A 13,236-nucleotide genomic window follows, 5' to 3' on the forward strand; every position below is an offset into this window, starting at 1 on the left:
GAAAGCCTAGCTGCGACGTGTTCACGCGTCCGGTTTGGTCTTAGGCAGTCCGGTTGGCTAAGCTAGTCGGGTTGCCTGACACGGGTGACGACGATCCCCGTGTCCGAACACACAGACAGAAGATATCCACTAGACACAAGGAGTTCGCGACATGGCTGCCGTCTGCGACGTATGCGCCAAGGGCCCCGGCTTCGGGAAGTCGGTCTCGCACTCGCACCGGCGTACCAACCGTCGCTGGAACCCGAACATCCAGAGCGTCCGCGCTCAGGTTGCACCGGGCAACACCCGCAAGATGAACGTGTGCACCTCCTGCCTGAAGGCAGGAAAGGTTGCTCGCGGCTGATCCCGGTCGAGATGTAGATGAAGGCCCCCGGTGCGTAATGCACCGGGGGCCTTCATCGTTCGGTCACCGATACCGATATGGTGCGACGGTGACCGATAACCTACAGTCCCTCGTACGCGTGGAGGACGGTGTGCTGCGGATCGCCGTGGCCACCGCCGAACACGGCACGTCGTTGTCCCCCGAAGGCATGCGACAGGGCATCGACGCCCTGCGTTCGGCCGGCCCCGAGATCGGTGCAGTCCTGCTCGTCGGCGAGGGCGCGAACTTCTGCGCGGGTGGAAACGTCCGCGGCTTCGCCGCGGCGGAAGACCGCAGCGCCCACCTGTTCGACATCGCGAACCTGTTCCACGACTTCGTCCGCGCACTCGACGCCATCGCAGTTCCTGTCGTCGCCGCAGTGCACGGCTGGGCGGCGGGTGCGGGCATGAGCATCGTGCTGCACGCAGACATCGCGTTCGCAGGCCCCGGAACGAAGCTGCGCGCCGCCTACCCGTCGATCGGATTCACCCCGGACGGCGGGATGTCGTGGACTCTGCCGCGCGTCGTGGGGCTCGCCCGTGCGCGCGAACTCATCCTCACCGACGCTGTGATCAGCGCCGAGGAAGGTGTCCGGCTCGGGCTTCTCAGCCGGATCGTCGGCGACGACGAGATCCAAGGCGAGGCCCTGAGAATCGCACGCACCCTCGCGCACGGCCCGACCGCGGCCTACGCGGGCATCCACCGTCTGGTGAACGACTCCGTGCATCGGTCGCTGTCCGAACAGATGGACGCCGAGGCCGCATCGATCTCGGCCGCATCGACCACCCCCACCGGCATCGAAGGTGTGGACGCCTTCGTCGAGAAACGCCGCCCCGACTGGTCGCTGGGCGCCAACGCCGACCAGCAGTGATCGCCGCGAGCCGCTGGGCGAGGTGCTAGGGCAGACGCCAGTCCACCGGCTCGCCACCCTGCTCCACCAGCAACGCGTTCGCGCGGCTGAAGGGTTTCGATCCGAAGAATCCGCGCGACGCCGACAGCGGCGACGGGTGCGCAGACTCGACGGTCGGAATGTCGCCGAGCATCGGGCGCAGGGTGGCTGCGTCGCGGCCCCACAGAATCGCGACGAGCGGCGTCCCCCGCGCGACGAGCGCTCGAATCGCCTGTTCGGTGACGCCCTCCCACCCTTTACGCCGATGCGATGCCGGTTCCCCCGGTTGCACGGTGAGCACCCTGTTCAGTAACAGCACGCCCTGCTCCGACCAGGGAGTGAGATCGCCGTTGGTGGGCTGGGACAGTCCCAGGTCTTCGCCGTACTCGCGGTAGATGTTGGCGAGACTGCGCGGAATGGGCCGCACGTCCGGTGCCACGGAGAAACTCAGTCCGACCGCGTGGCCGGGCGTCGGATACGGGTCCTGCCCGACGATCAGCACCCGCACGCGATCGAACGGGTGGGTGAACGCACGAAGGACGTTCTCGCCGGCGGGAAGATACTTCCGCCCAGCTGCAATCTCCGCCCTGAGGAAGGCCCCCATCGCGGTGATGTCGTCGGCGACGGGTGCGAGGGCCTCCGCCCAGCCCGGGTCGACGATCTCGGACAGAGGCTTCGGCGCCCGCTCGGTCGTCTGCTCGCTCACGTCGGAAACTCCTCCGGTCGGTCTTCTGTCGATACGGTTCTGGTGGATCGATCGAGACCCGATCAGTCGATACGACGCAGGGCCGTGCGGTAGTAGTCGGCGTTCGCGGCGTACATCTTCGCGTTCACGTCGAAGTGGCCCTCGGGCAATTCGAATCCTTCACGGATCTTCGCGGGGATCCCCATGGCCATCCGCCGCGCCGGAAGCTCGAACCGCGGCGGGATCAGGGCACCGGCCGCAACCTGGGCGCCTTCGCCGATCGTCGATCCGTTGAGCACCAGAGAACCCGAACCGATCAGAGCGCCGTCACCGATCGTAGCGCCCTCGATGTGAGTGTTGTGCCCGACCACGCACCGTGCGCCGAGGATCGTGTCGTCGATCGCCGTGCAGTGGATGATCGTGCCGTCCTGGATGTTCGTCTCTTCACCGACGACGATCCGGCCGTAGTCGGCCCGTAGCACCGCAGTGGGCCACACCGAGGCGTGAGCACCGAGCGTGACGTTGCCGATGACCACCGCGTCAGGGTGCACGTAGGCGGTGGGATGGATATCGGGGGTGCGGTCACCGAGAGCGTAAACAGCCATGGGAAAAACCTATCTCGAGGTCGCGGACCCGAAACTCTCCCACCCACCCGGTGCGTCCCGGCTTCGCCCGTCGACCGTCACGCCGCTGCCGTCGTGCACGCGACCGATCCGTCGCCATCCGTCCGGCAACTCCGCCTCGGGCGGGAAGCACGCGGCGAGGGCGTGGTCTTCGCCGCCGGCGAACACCCAGTTCCAAGGATCGGCCCCGAGTTCCCCCGCCGCCGCTCTCAGGCGCGGACCGGGTTCCAGAGTGTGCTGTTCCACGACGATCGCAACGCCCGATGCGACCGCGATGTGCCCGAGGTCGGCGAGTAGACCGTCGGAGATGTCGGTGCCGGCACGGGCCCCCGCGAGCACGGCGCTGACACCGGCCTCGTAGGGCGGTGACGGAACCCGATGGGCGGCGACGAGGTCGGTGAATCCGGTGTGCTCGGCCGCAAGCAGGGCCAGCCCCGCCGCGGACGCTCCGGTGCTGCCGGCGAGCGCGACGATGTCGCCCGCGCGTGCCTCCGAGCGCAGCAGCGGTGCGCGTCCCTGCAGATCGCCGAGGACGGTCACGGCGACGATCACCTGTTCGGCCTGAACGAGGTCTCCCCCGACCACACCGGCGCCGATCGCTTCGGCGGCCTCTCCGATACCCGCGGAAATCCCGTCGAGCACCGAGACCGGGGTGTCGGGTGGGCAACCGAGTCCCACGAGGAATGCGGTGGGTCGCGCTCCCATCGCGGCGACGTCCGCACCGTTCTGCGCGACCGCCTTGCGCCCGACATCCTGCGGTGACGACCAATCCAGCCGGAAATGGCGGCCTTCGACGAGCATGTCGGTGGAGACCGCGACCCGGCAGTCCGCAGCTGCCACGATCGCGGCGTCGTGCCCCGGCCCCACCAAAGTCGTGGCGGGCTGCCGCCGACCGGCGACCGCCCGGGCGATCGTGGGGAACTCCCCCACCTCGGCAACGGTGGGTTCCCGCCCGGGGCTGCTGGACGAACCGATCGGATCCGACACGGTGACTGGCGCCTCTTTCTCGATCGGCTGTGGTCGGGCGGAGTACATGCCCTGCTAGCGTCGTCGAACGCTACCTTCCTACCCGCTCACCCTCCGATTCCGGGAATTGAATGAACGACAACTCCGCGCCCGAACCCGATCCGACCGCGACCGATGCCACCGCGAGCACCGCCGGCGAGCCGCGCCGCAGCCCCGCGATGATCGCCACCGCGGTCGCGCTTCCCGTCGCGCTGCTCACCGGGGTCGTCGTGGCGGCCGTCATGGTGTCGCGGGATCCTGTGACGAGCCCGGTGGGGCTCGGGCCGGTTCCCGCGCCGGAAGCCGAGTCGGGTTCGTGCACCGACCTGCTCGCCGCGCTTCCTGAGGACATGGGCGACTTCGCCCGCGCGGAGCTGGCCGATCCCGCCCCGGTCGGAGCAGCAGCGTGGCAGGCTCCCGACGCATCCGAAGTGGTCCTGCGGTGTGGTCTCGACCGACCTGCGCAGTTCGATCAGGCAGCCTCGCTACAGGTCATCGACGGGGTGCAGTGGTTCGAGGTGTCGGGCGCCGAGCAGGGTATCGACGCCAGCACGTGGTACGCGGTGGACCGTCCGGTCTACGTCGCGCTGACCATCCCGAACGGCTCGGGCCCGACTCCTCTGCAGGACATCTCGGCGACGGTGATCGACGTCCTCCCCCAGCAGGAGATCGACCCCGCTCCGGTCGAAGGTCCCTGAGCCGGCGCGCTCAGCGCGCGTGCATGGTGCCGGTCTGCTGGAACCGCTGGTGGAATCCGAAGGCCTCACCGAGCAGGTGTGGAGTGTGTCCCCCGCCCTCTGCGGCTTCAGCGCGCTCGACGTAGTCCGTCAACTCGGCGCGGTAGTCGGGGTGTGCGCACTTCTCGATCACGACCCGTGAACGACGGCGCGGTGCAAGCCCACGCAGGTCGGCGAGTCCCTGTTCGGTGACGAGGATCTGTACGTCGTGCTCGGTGTGGTCGATGTGCGGCACCATCGGCACGATCGACGAGATTGCACCGCCGCGCGCTGTGGACGGGCTCAGGAACATCGACAGGTAGCCGTTGCGGGCGAAGTCCCCCGAACCGCCGATCCCGTTCATCATCCTGGTCCCCATCACGTGGGTGGAGTTGACGTTGCCGTAGACGTCGGCCTCGAGCATTCCGTTCATCGCAATGATGCCCAGGCGCCGGACGATCTCCGGGTGGTTGCTGATCTCCTGAGGCCTGAGCAGGATGCGCTCACGGTAGAAGTCGATGTTCTCCACCAGCTTGTCGAGGCCTGCTGCGGACAGCGCGAACGCGGTCGAGGACGCGAAGCGCACTGTGCCGTCGTCGATGAGCTGCAACATGCCGTCCTGGATGACCTCCGAATAGCAGGTCAGTCCCCGGTACGGACCGCGGGAGAGCCCCGCCAGCACTGCGTTGGCGACATTGCCGATGCCCGATTGCAGGGGCAGGAGCGTGTCGGCGGGGAGGCGACCGGACCGCACCTCGTGACCGAAGAAGTCCAGGACCTGCGCGGCGATGGCGTCGCTGGTCGAATCCGGCGCGGCCAGCTTGACTGCACTGTCGGGTGCGTCGGTCTCCACCACGGCGACGACACGCTCGGGATCCACGCGGAAGAAGGGCTGTCCGATCCGGTCGTCCACATCGGTGAGGAGGATCGGTGTGCGGTGCGGCGGCAGCGCGGTGCCGTAGTAGATGTCGTGACTTCCGGCGAGTCCTTCGGGAATCCACGAATTCACCTCGAGAACGATCTTCTCTGCCACGTCGAGCCAGGTCTTGCTGTTGCCGACGGACGTCGCCGGGATCAGTTCGCCCGACTCGGTGATTCCGGCGACCTCCACCACCGCGACGTCGACGGTGCCGTAGTAACCCTCCCACACCTGCTGAGCGACGTGAGACAGGTGGATGTCGACGTAGTCCATGCGCCCGTCGTTGATGCGCGCACGAGCGGTGGGCTCGGCCTGGTAGGGCATCCGCAGAGCAATACCGTCCGTCTCGGCGAGCAGTCGTTCGACGTCGGCCGAGACCGACGCACCGGTCAGTAGATCGACGGTGAACTCTTCGCCGGCCGCGCGGGCGCGGCGTATCCGCTCGGCGAGCGCGGGAGTGACCGCTTTCGGAGTTCCGGCGCTGGCGAAACCACTGACCGCGACGGTGTCACCGGGGTGGATGTAGCGAACTGCCTCCTCTGCCGAGACGATCTTGTTGCGAAATTCTCGGTTCCGTATCCGTTCCGTGTTCGGGACCGGAGCAGCGGGGGCAGAGCTCATCGACATGCGGGCAGTTTAGCGACGGTAACGATGCGTCGATCACACCACCCGTGTCTGCCGGACCGAAATCACCGCAACGTACAGCGGGTAGGTGCCCGCACCGGTCCAGTGAGCACGAGCGACAGGTGGACGTCGGTGCGGTCGTGCACGATGGGCGCATGAGCACCCCGATGATCGATCTGCGCGACGAGGCCGAACGACTGCTCACCGAACTGGCCGGGCCGGGCGCGACACTGCGCGAGGATCAGTGGACGGCGATCGAGGCGCTCGTGGTGCACCGGCGCCGCGCACTCGTGGTGCAACGCACGGGCTGGGGCAAGTCCGCGGTGTACTTCATCTCCGCCAAACTTCTCCGCGCACACGGCCACGGGCCCACCGTCATCGTCTCTCCGCTACTCGCGTTGATGCGAAATCAGGTGGAGGCCGCGGAACGCGCAGGTGTGCATGCAGCGACCATCAATTCCGGAAACGTCACCGAATGGGATGGGATCCACCAACGCATCGCGGACGGCGAGATCGACATTCTCCTCGTCAGCCCCGAGCGGCTCAACAATCCGGACTTCCGCGACCAGGTCCTGCCGTCACTGGCGCGGGACGCCGGCCTCGTCGTGGTCGACGAAGCGCACTGCGTGTCGGACTGGGGCCACGACTTCCGGCCCGACTATCGACGTATCCGCACGCTCGTCGCAGAGCTCGGTGAGGGAATCCCGGTCCTGGCCACCACGGCGACCGCGAACGATCGGGTGGTCACGGATGTCGCCACCCAGCTCGGTGTGGGTGCGGGAAGCGACGACACGCTGGTCCTGCGGGGTGGGCTCGACCGGCCGTCGTTGCATCTGTCGGTGGTACCGATCGACGAGCCTGCACGACGTGCCGCATGGCTTGCACAACGTCTGCACGAGCTCCCCGGCTCGGGCATCATCTATGCGCTGACGGTGTCCGCGGCACGCGACCTTGCCTCATTGCTCGCCGAACACGGCCACACGGTCGCCGCATACACCGGGCAGACCGACACCGCCGAGCGTGAACAGCTCGAAGCCGATCTCCTCGCGAATCGCGTCAAGGCGTTGGTCGCAACCTCCGCGCTCGGGATGGGCTTCGACAAGCCCGACCTCGGATTCGTGGTACACCTGGGCGCCCCGTCGTCACCGATCTCGTACTACCAGCAGGTCGGGCGCGCCGGCCGATCCACCGATCGCGCCGAGGTCATCCTTCTGCCCGGCAGTGAAGACCGGCAGATATGGAAGTGGTTCGCTTCGGTCGCGTTTCCCGAGGAGTCGCTGGTTCGCCGCGTGATCGGCGCACTGGATGATGAGCGTCCGCTGTCGACGCAGGCACTCGAACCCCGTGTCGACCTCAATCGTTCCCGGCTCGAGATGGTGCTCAAGGTCCTCGACGTCGACGGTGCGGTACGCCGCGTCAAAGGCGGCTGGATCGCGACCGGACAGTCGTGGGAGTACGACGCCGAGCGCTATGCACGCCTGGAGGCGGCGCGCACGGCCGAACAGGAGGCAATGCTCGAGTACGAGCGGACCACAGGCTGCCGGATGGTCTTCCTGCGGCGCCAGTTGGACGACCCCGAGTCGAGTCCCGACATGCCCGGGTGTGGTCGATGCGACAACTGCACCGGGGTTCGATGGAACGCCCGAGTCGACGACGAAGAGGTACAACGCACCCGCGCCCGACTCGAACGTCCGGGTGTCGATCTGGCACCGCGCAAGCAATGGCCCACCGGGATGACCGCCCTGGGCGTGAAGTTGTCCGGGAAGATCACCGACGGGCCGGCACCCGGTCGCGTACTCGGCAGGCTGTCGGATCTCGGGTGGGGTCCGCGGCTACGAACGCTGCTGGACGGTCCCGATGCCGAGGCGCCCGAGTCCGTGGTGAAGGCCGCGGTGGCCGTGCTGGCGGCCTGGGACTGGGCCGAGCGGCCGACCGCAGTGATCGCACTCGAATCGACCGATCATCCGGCACTCGTGGAATCGCTCGCCGAGCAGCTCGCTCGGCTCGGCCGTCTGCAGAACCTGGGCGTCCTGCGGCGGCGCCCCGGGGCACCGGCCGTGACCGCCGCGAATTCTGCGTACCGGATCGCCGCTCTGGTCGACGCATGGGAGCCGCTGGACCTCGACGGACAGCACGGGCCGGTGCTCCTCGTCGACGCTGTCACCGATACCGGGTGGACCTTGACGATGGCGGCGCGGCATCTCATCGCGTCGGGAGCGGACGGGGTCCTGCCCTTCGCTCTGGCGAGCCCGAAGTAATCGCTCGGAGAACACCGGACGTAACATAATTGTGACCGGCCTCACAATCGCCGCCTCACCTGCGCAGAGCCCGGACTATCCACACCGATTCGGACCAATGGGGTGATTTCGATCCGGAGTCTTGTTAGGTTCGAACTACTTATGAAGCCCGTTATGGAAAGTAGTACCCCGACGACCGAACCGGCTGAATTGAGTTTTCGGAGCCCTCAGATCTCCGACGGAAAGCGTTTGTGGCAGATTGCCCGCGATTCCGAGGTGCTCGACGTCAATTCCGGTTATGCATATGTGCTGTGGTGTCGCGACTTCGCCGAGACGTCGGTCGTAGCAACCGACGAGACCGATCGTCCGGTCGGATTCATCACCGGCTACCGCAGGCAGGACTCCCCCCAGACACTGTTCGTGTGGCAGGTAGCCGTCGATGCTGATCAGCGCGGTCGCGGAGTGGCCGGGCGCATGCTCGATGCCCTGCTCGATCGCCTACGGCCGTCCGGTGTGACCCGGTTGGAAACGACCGTGAGCCCCGACAACGCTGCCTCGATCGCCATGTTCACCGCCCTGGCACGACGCCGTGGCACTCATATCACGCGAACCGATTTGTTCGCTCCCGATGATTTTCCCGATTCACATCTGGCGGAAGATCTCTACACGATCGGCGACTGATCAGGCATTACGGAATATTTTCCGTGCCGAATTCGTCATCGAAATTCATCACAGGAGGACCACAGAAAATGACCATCCTGGAAGACAAGCCCAGCACCCACACTGGTAACGATATCTTCGAGCACCTCGAATCCGAGGTCCGCAGTTACAGCCGTGGGTGGCCCGCAGTATTCGAAACGGCGTCCGGCTCCTGGTTGCGGAGCGAGGACGGCAAGGACTACCTCGACTTCTTCGCCGGTGCCGGTGCGCTGAACTACGGCCACAACAATCCGGTCCTGAAGTCCGCTCTGGTGGACTACATCATGAAGGACGGGATCACTCACGGCCTCGACATGATGACCACCGCCAAGCGCGATCTCCTCGAGACCTTCGAGAACGTGATCCTGAAGCCGCGCGGACTCGATTACAAGGTCCAGTTCCCCGGCCCCACCGGCACCAACACCGTCGAGGCCGCCCTCAAGCTGGCACGTAAGGTCACCGGTCGCGAATCGATCATCAACTTCACCAACGCGTTCCATGGCATGACGCTCGGTGCGCTCTCGGTGACCGGAAACTCGATGAAGCGTGCCGGTGCCGGTGTACCGCTTGTGCACGCGACCCCGATGCCGTTCGACAATTACTTCAACGGTGTCACCGAGGACTTCCAGTGGTTCTCCCGCGTCCTGGACGATTCCGGTAGTGGTCTCAACCGCCCCGCCGCGGTGATCGTCGAAACCGTCCAGGGTGAAGGCGGCGTCAACGTCGCGCGCGCCGAATGGCTTCGCGCCCTGGCAGATCTGTGCTCCGAGCGTGAGATCCTGCTCATCGTCGACGACGTTCAGATGGGTTGCGGACGTACCGGCAAGTTCTTCTCCTTCGAGGAAGCCGGCATCACCCCCGACATCGTGACGCTGTCGAAGTCGATCGGCGGATACGGCTTGCCGATGGCCCTCACACTGTTCAAGCGCGAGCTCGACGTCTGGGGCCCGGGCGAGCACAACGGCACCTTCCGCGGCAACAGCCCGTCGTTCATCACCGCGACCAAGGCGCTGAGCCACTACTGGACCGACGACGAACTCGAGCGCGGCACGCTGCGCAAGGGTGAGCGCATCCACCAGACCTTCATGAACCTGTCCGACATGTTCGAGGGTGTGTCCACCCGCGGCCGCGGTCTGGTCCAGGGCCTGGTGTTCGAAGACCCGTCCGATGCTCAGAAGGTGTGCGCCCTCGCATTCGAGAAGGGGCTGCTGGCCGAGACGTCGGGTCCGTCCGACCAGGTCGTCAAGCTGCTGCCGCCGCTGACCATCACCGACGACGAACTCGAGTACGGTCTGAACATCCTCGCCGAGGCCACCGCCAAAGTCCGTTCCTGACCGCTCCGTCCCCCGTTCACCAGTAGAAAGAGCATCGCTTCACATGATCGTGCGTACAACCGAGGAAATCACCGACACCGAGCGTGACATCACGTCCGAAGACGGACAGTGGCGCAGCAAGCGCATCGTCCTCGCCGGTGACAAAGTCGGCTTCTCGTTCCACGAGACGACCATCGAAGCCGGAACGATCAACGAGTTCCACTACGCCAACCACATCGAGGCGGTATGGCTGGTGGAGGGCACCGGCAAGCTGCGCGACCTCGACAACGACGTCGTGTACGACCTGGTCCCCGGATCGATGTACCTGCTCAACGGACACGAGCGGCACCGGGTCGAGCCAGACACCCGCATGCGGATGCTGTGTGTGTTCAACCCGCCGGTCACCGGCCGTGAGGTGCACGACGAGAACGGGGTCTACCCGCTCATCGTCGAAGAAACTGCCTGATCGACCCGAGAATCCGGGTCACACAGCGTGACCGATGCGGGGCGGACGCATAGAGTCGAGGCCATGGCCTCGGTTCAGCGTTCGCCCCGCATTGCTGTCGGCCCCCGGGCCGACGACATGTTCGTCCGGGCGGTCACCAGCGGAGGCGGGACCCCGGTGTCGCTCGAGCAGCGTCCCGACGCAGTGATCTGGACCGGCGGACCGGATTCGTTTCCTGCGACCCTTCCCGACTCGGTGCGCTGGGTGCAGCTGTCTTCTGCCGGGGTCGAACGCTGGCTCACGGAGGGCATCATCAGGCGGCACCCACAGGTGCTGTGGACGTCCGCGGCCGGAGCGTACTCCGCCACGGTCGCCGAGCATGCCCTGATGTTGCTGCTCGCCGGTGTCCGAGCGCTACCCCACCATCTCGTGGCGACCTCGTGGGCACCCGAGGCGTTCTACCCACGTCTGGGCACACTGCGCGGAGCCACGATCGGCATCATCGGCGCGGGCGGAATCGGACGGGCACTCATCCCGATGCTTGCGTCGCTCGGTGCGCACACTCTGGCCGTCAATCGGAGCGGACGTCCCGTCCCCGGTGCAGTCGAAACCTTCCCCGTGGAGCGAATCGACGAAATCTGGCCGCTTGCAGACCATTTCGTAGTCTCCGCGGCGGCCACACCGGACACCGAGCAACTGATCGGCGCGGAGGAACTGGCCGCGATGAAGCCGACCGCGTGGCTGGTGAACATCGCACGTGGCAGCCTCATCGACACCGACGCGCTGGTCGGTGCTCTGACGGCGGGCACGATCGCCGGTGCCGGACTCGACGTCACCGACCCAGAACCGCTGCCCGCCGGGCACCCCTTGTGGTCGCTGCCCAATGCGATGATCACGCCGCACGATTCGAACCCGCCCGCCCTGCGGGTACCCGCCTACGTGGAACGGGTGGTCGAGAACGTCACGCGGTTCGCGTCTGGCGTCGAACCCGTCGCGGTGATCGATGTGAGCTCCGGCTACTGAGATCCGTCCCCCTCCGGCGAGTTACGCTCGTCCCGATCAGCCCAGTCCAGCAGCCGGTCGAGCGAGAACGCATCGTCGTCGATTCCGGCATACAGGTCACCGAGTTTCGCGAATCGGTCGGGGACGGTCTCGATGGTGAAATCGCGAGGTTCGAGGTCGTCGATCTCGTTCCACCGCACCGGTGCCGATACAGTTCCCTCCGGAACACCGCGCACCGAGTATGCGCTCGCGATCGTGTGGTCGCGGGCATTCTGGTTGTAGTCGACGAACACGGCAGCGGGATCCCTGTCCTTACGCCACCACGCGGTGGTGACGTCCCGCGGCGCGCGCCGCTCGACTTCACGTGCGAAAGCCAGTGCAGCCCTGCGGACATCGTCGAATCCCCATTCCGGCTCGATTCGAACGTAGACGTGCAGCCCGTGCCCACCCGAGGTTTTCGGCCACCCCACCGCACCCAGTTCGTCGAGCACCTCGTGCACCACCGACGCGACACGGCGCACTTTCCCGAAGTCGCATTCGGGCATCGGGTCGAGATCGATCCGCCACTCGTCGGGCTTCTCCACGTCGGCGCGGCGCGAGTTCCACGGATGGAACTCCACCGTCGACATCTGCACCGCCCACACGACATCCGCGAGATGTGTGACGCACAGTTCGTCGGCATCGCGGTTGTATCGAGGGAAGTGAACACGAACGGTCTGCACCCAGTCCGGTGCGCCGCGCGGGAGCCGCTTCTGATGCACCTTGTCTCCCGCAAGGCCATCCGGGAACCGGTGCAGCATGCACGGACGATCCCGTAGCGCGCGGACGATGCCATCTCCGACGGCCATGTAATACCGTGCAAGGTCGAGCTTGGTGACGCCGAGCGCCGGGAAGTAGATGCGCTCGGGATGCGAGATCCGGACCGTCCGGCCGTCGACGTCCAGCTCGACAGCCGTCGACGAACCCTTTGCTGCTCCCATTCCCTGGCTCCCGTCGTCGATCCGCCTCGCAGTCCATGGTCGCCCGTGGCCGCGGTCCGCACACCGCATTCGCCGACATCGAGAAGCGCCCGGAGCTACCGCAGGACGACGGCGACGTAGGGTTCTATTCATGTTCGTCAAGATCTGTGGCCTCCGGGAGCCCGAGCATGTTGCGGCAGCCGTCTCGGCGGGCGCCGACGCCATCGGGTTCGTCCTGACTGCCAGCCCCCGGCAGGTCACCCCGGAACGCGCGGCCGAGCTGGCCGCCGAAATACCCGAGAACGTACTCACCGTCGGTGTGTTCGCCGGACAAACGGTCGCGGAGGTACGTGCGCTCGCCGACGCGTCCGGGGTCCGAGCGATCCAACTGCACGGCAACTACCCGGCCGAGTCCTTCGCCGCGCTCGCAGAACACTCCGCGCGGCTGATCCGCGCGGTGGGAGCCGACACCGCCCAGCCTTTGACTGCCGGTGCGTTCGGCGAGGACCTGCTGCTCGTGGACGCACCGAAGCCCGGCAGTGGCGAATCCTGGGATCCCGCGGTTCTGCCGTCACTGCCGACCGGGCAGTGGCTGCTGGCCGGCGGTCTGTACCCCGACACCGTCACTGCGGCCATCGCCGCCGTCCACCCCTGGGGTGTCGACGTCTCGAGCGGTGTCGAAGTATCGCGCGGTGTGAAGGACTCCGAAGCGATCCGCCGGTTCATCGCTGCTGCCAAGGGAGCAGGCGCACACTGACG

Annotated in this window: 14 protein-coding genes; 9 read left to right on the forward strand and 5 right to left on the reverse strand. The window is 66.5% G+C overall.

All coding sequences use genetic code 11. From position 1 onward, the window contains the following. The first annotated feature begins 151 nt into the window (after positions 1-151). Together rpmB and ACZ46K_RS21680 are read left to right on the forward strand one after the other, a co-directional pair. The gene (gene rpmB / locus ACZ46K_RS21675; protein WP_054720034.1) at positions 152-343 is read left to right on the forward strand and encodes a 50S ribosomal protein L28; all 192 of its coding nucleotides are present in this window, start codon (positions 152-154) and stop codon (positions 341-343) included. Between the two features lie 37 nt (positions 344-380). Beyond that, positions 381-1,232 (forward strand): enoyl-CoA hydratase/isomerase family protein, encoded by an 852-nt coding sequence (locus ACZ46K_RS21680; protein WP_464744720.1) that lies wholly within the window; start codon positions 381-383, stop codon positions 1,230-1,232. Positions 1,233-1,257: 25 nt separating this feature from the next. Here the strand turns inward: ACZ46K_RS21680 and ACZ46K_RS21685 are convergent, their stop codons facing one another. From ACZ46K_RS21685 to ACZ46K_RS21695, 3 genes are all read right to left on the reverse strand, one after another. Further along, positions 1,258-1,956 (reverse strand): uracil-DNA glycosylase, encoded by a 699-nt coding sequence (locus tag ACZ46K_RS21685; protein ID WP_464744722.1) that lies wholly within the window; start codon positions 1,954-1,956, stop codon positions 1,258-1,260. A gap of 62 nt (positions 1,957-2,018) precedes the next feature. Continuing rightward, positions 2,019-2,540 carry a gamma carbonic anhydrase family protein gene (locus ACZ46K_RS21690; RefSeq protein WP_054810871.1) on the reverse strand — a complete coding sequence of 174 codons (522 nt, stop codon included), beginning with the start codon at positions 2,538-2,540 and terminating at the stop codon, positions 2,019-2,021. A gap of 9 nt (positions 2,541-2,549) precedes the next feature. Then, the gene (locus ACZ46K_RS21695; protein WP_464744724.1) at positions 2,550-3,593 is read right to left on the reverse strand and encodes a thiamine-phosphate kinase; all 1,044 of its coding nucleotides are present in this window, start codon (positions 3,591-3,593) and stop codon (positions 2,550-2,552) included. 62 nt (positions 3,594-3,655) lie between these two features. On the opposite strand from ACZ46K_RS21695, the gene ACZ46K_RS21700 reads away from it, so the two are divergent. Beyond that, positions 3,656-4,261: a DUF3515 domain-containing protein gene (locus ACZ46K_RS21700; protein WP_464744726.1), complete on the forward strand. Its 606-nt coding sequence runs from the start codon at positions 3,656-3,658 to the stop codon at positions 4,259-4,261. Positions 4,262-4,271: 10 nt separating this feature from the next. On the opposite strand, the gene ACZ46K_RS21705 is transcribed toward ACZ46K_RS21700, so the two are convergent. Next, positions 4,272-5,825 carry a succinate CoA transferase gene (locus ACZ46K_RS21705; protein WP_054810779.1) on the reverse strand — a complete coding sequence of 518 codons (1,554 nt, stop codon included), beginning with the start codon at positions 5,823-5,825 and terminating at the stop codon, positions 4,272-4,274. 152 nt (positions 5,826-5,977) lie between these two features. Here ACZ46K_RS21705 and ACZ46K_RS21710 point away from each other — a divergent pair, with 152 nt between their 5' ends. The 5 genes from ACZ46K_RS21710 to ACZ46K_RS21730 all read left to right on the forward strand — a co-directional run bounded on the left by ACZ46K_RS21710 (position 5,978) and on the right by ACZ46K_RS21730 (position 11,539). Then, complete coding sequence (locus ACZ46K_RS21710; RefSeq protein WP_464744728.1) at positions 5,978-8,080, forward strand: RecQ family ATP-dependent DNA helicase; 2,103 nt, start codon at positions 5,978-5,980, stop codon at positions 8,078-8,080. Between the two features lie 141 nt (positions 8,081-8,221). After that, on the forward strand, positions 8,222-8,740 hold the full coding sequence (gene ectA / locus ACZ46K_RS21715; RefSeq protein ID WP_464749432.1) for a diaminobutyrate acetyltransferase: 519 nt from the start codon (positions 8,222-8,224) through the stop codon (positions 8,738-8,740). 68 nt (positions 8,741-8,808) lie between these two features. Further along, entirely contained in the window at positions 8,809-10,092 is a 1,284-nt protein-coding gene (ectB, locus tag ACZ46K_RS21720; RefSeq protein ID WP_054807341.1) for a diaminobutyrate--2-oxoglutarate transaminase, read from the forward strand. A 43-nt stretch (positions 10,093-10,135) separates the two neighbouring features. Then, on the forward strand, positions 10,136-10,537 hold the full coding sequence (locus ACZ46K_RS21725; protein ID WP_464744730.1) for an ectoine synthase: 402 nt from the start codon (positions 10,136-10,138) through the stop codon (positions 10,535-10,537). 63 nt (positions 10,538-10,600) lie between these two features. After that, entirely contained in the window at positions 10,601-11,539 is a 939-nt protein-coding gene (locus tag ACZ46K_RS21730) for a D-isomer specific 2-hydroxyacid dehydrogenase family protein (RefSeq protein ID WP_464744732.1), read from the forward strand. Here ACZ46K_RS21730 and ligD read toward each other — a convergent pair. Continuing rightward, entirely contained in the window at positions 11,533-12,498 is a 966-nt protein-coding gene (ligD, locus tag ACZ46K_RS21735; RefSeq protein ID WP_054807340.1) for a non-homologous end-joining DNA ligase, read from the reverse strand. The genes ACZ46K_RS21730 and ligD overlap by 7 nt on opposite strands. A 130-nt stretch (positions 12,499-12,628) precedes the next feature. Here ligD and ACZ46K_RS21740 point away from each other — a divergent pair, with 130 nt between their 5' ends. Beyond that, a complete protein-coding gene (locus tag ACZ46K_RS21740) occupies positions 12,629-13,234 on the forward strand; it encodes a phosphoribosylanthranilate isomerase (RefSeq protein WP_054807339.1) in 606 nt (201 codons plus the stop codon). The last annotated feature ends 2 nt before the right edge of the window (positions 13,235-13,236 follow it).

It is taken from the genome of Rhodococcus sp. JCM 9793 (genome assembly GCF_055380405.1).

Excerpts from the sequence above, each read along its gene's own strand:
- ACZ46K_RS21695 (WP_464744724.1), bottom strand. The coding sequence starts at position 3,593 with ATGTACTCCGCCCGACCACAGCCGATCGAGAAAGAGGCGCCAGTCACC.
- rpmB (WP_054720034.1), top strand. The coding sequence starts at position 152 with ATGGCTGCCGTCTGCGACGTATGCGCCAAGGGCCCCGGCTTCGGGAAG.
- ectB (WP_054807341.1), top strand. The coding sequence starts at position 8,809 with ATGACCATCCTGGAAGACAAGCCCAGCACCCACACTGGTAACGATATC.
- ACZ46K_RS21700 (WP_464744726.1), top strand. The coding sequence starts at position 3,656 with ATGAACGACAACTCCGCGCCCGAACCCGATCCGACCGCGACCGATGCC.
- ectA (WP_464749432.1), top strand. The coding sequence starts at position 8,222 with ATGAAGCCCGTTATGGAAAGTAGTACCCCGACGACCGAACCGGCTGAA.
- ACZ46K_RS21725 (WP_464744730.1), top strand. The coding sequence starts at position 10,136 with ATGATCGTGCGTACAACCGAGGAAATCACCGACACCGAGCGTGACATC.
- ACZ46K_RS21740 (WP_054807339.1), top strand. The coding sequence starts at position 12,629 with ATGTTCGTCAAGATCTGTGGCCTCCGGGAGCCCGAGCATGTTGCGGCA.
- ACZ46K_RS21730 (WP_464744732.1), top strand. The coding sequence starts at position 10,601 with ATGGCCTCGGTTCAGCGTTCGCCCCGCATTGCTGTCGGCCCCCGGGCC.
- ACZ46K_RS21690 (WP_054810871.1), bottom strand. The coding sequence starts at position 2,540 with ATGGCTGTTTACGCTCTCGGTGACCGCACCCCCGATATCCATCCCACC.
- ACZ46K_RS21705 (WP_054810779.1), bottom strand. The coding sequence starts at position 5,825 with ATGTCGATGAGCTCTGCCCCCGCTGCTCCGGTCCCGAACACGGAACGG.
- ACZ46K_RS21680 (WP_464744720.1), top strand. The coding sequence starts at position 381 with ATGCACCGGGGGCCTTCATCGTTCGGTCACCGATACCGATATGGTGCG.
- ligD (WP_054807340.1), bottom strand. The coding sequence starts at position 12,498 with ATGGGAGCAGCAAAGGGTTCGTCGACGGCTGTCGAGCTGGACGTCGAC.
- ACZ46K_RS21710 (WP_464744728.1), top strand. The coding sequence starts at position 5,978 with ATGAGCACCCCGATGATCGATCTGCGCGACGAGGCCGAACGACTGCTC.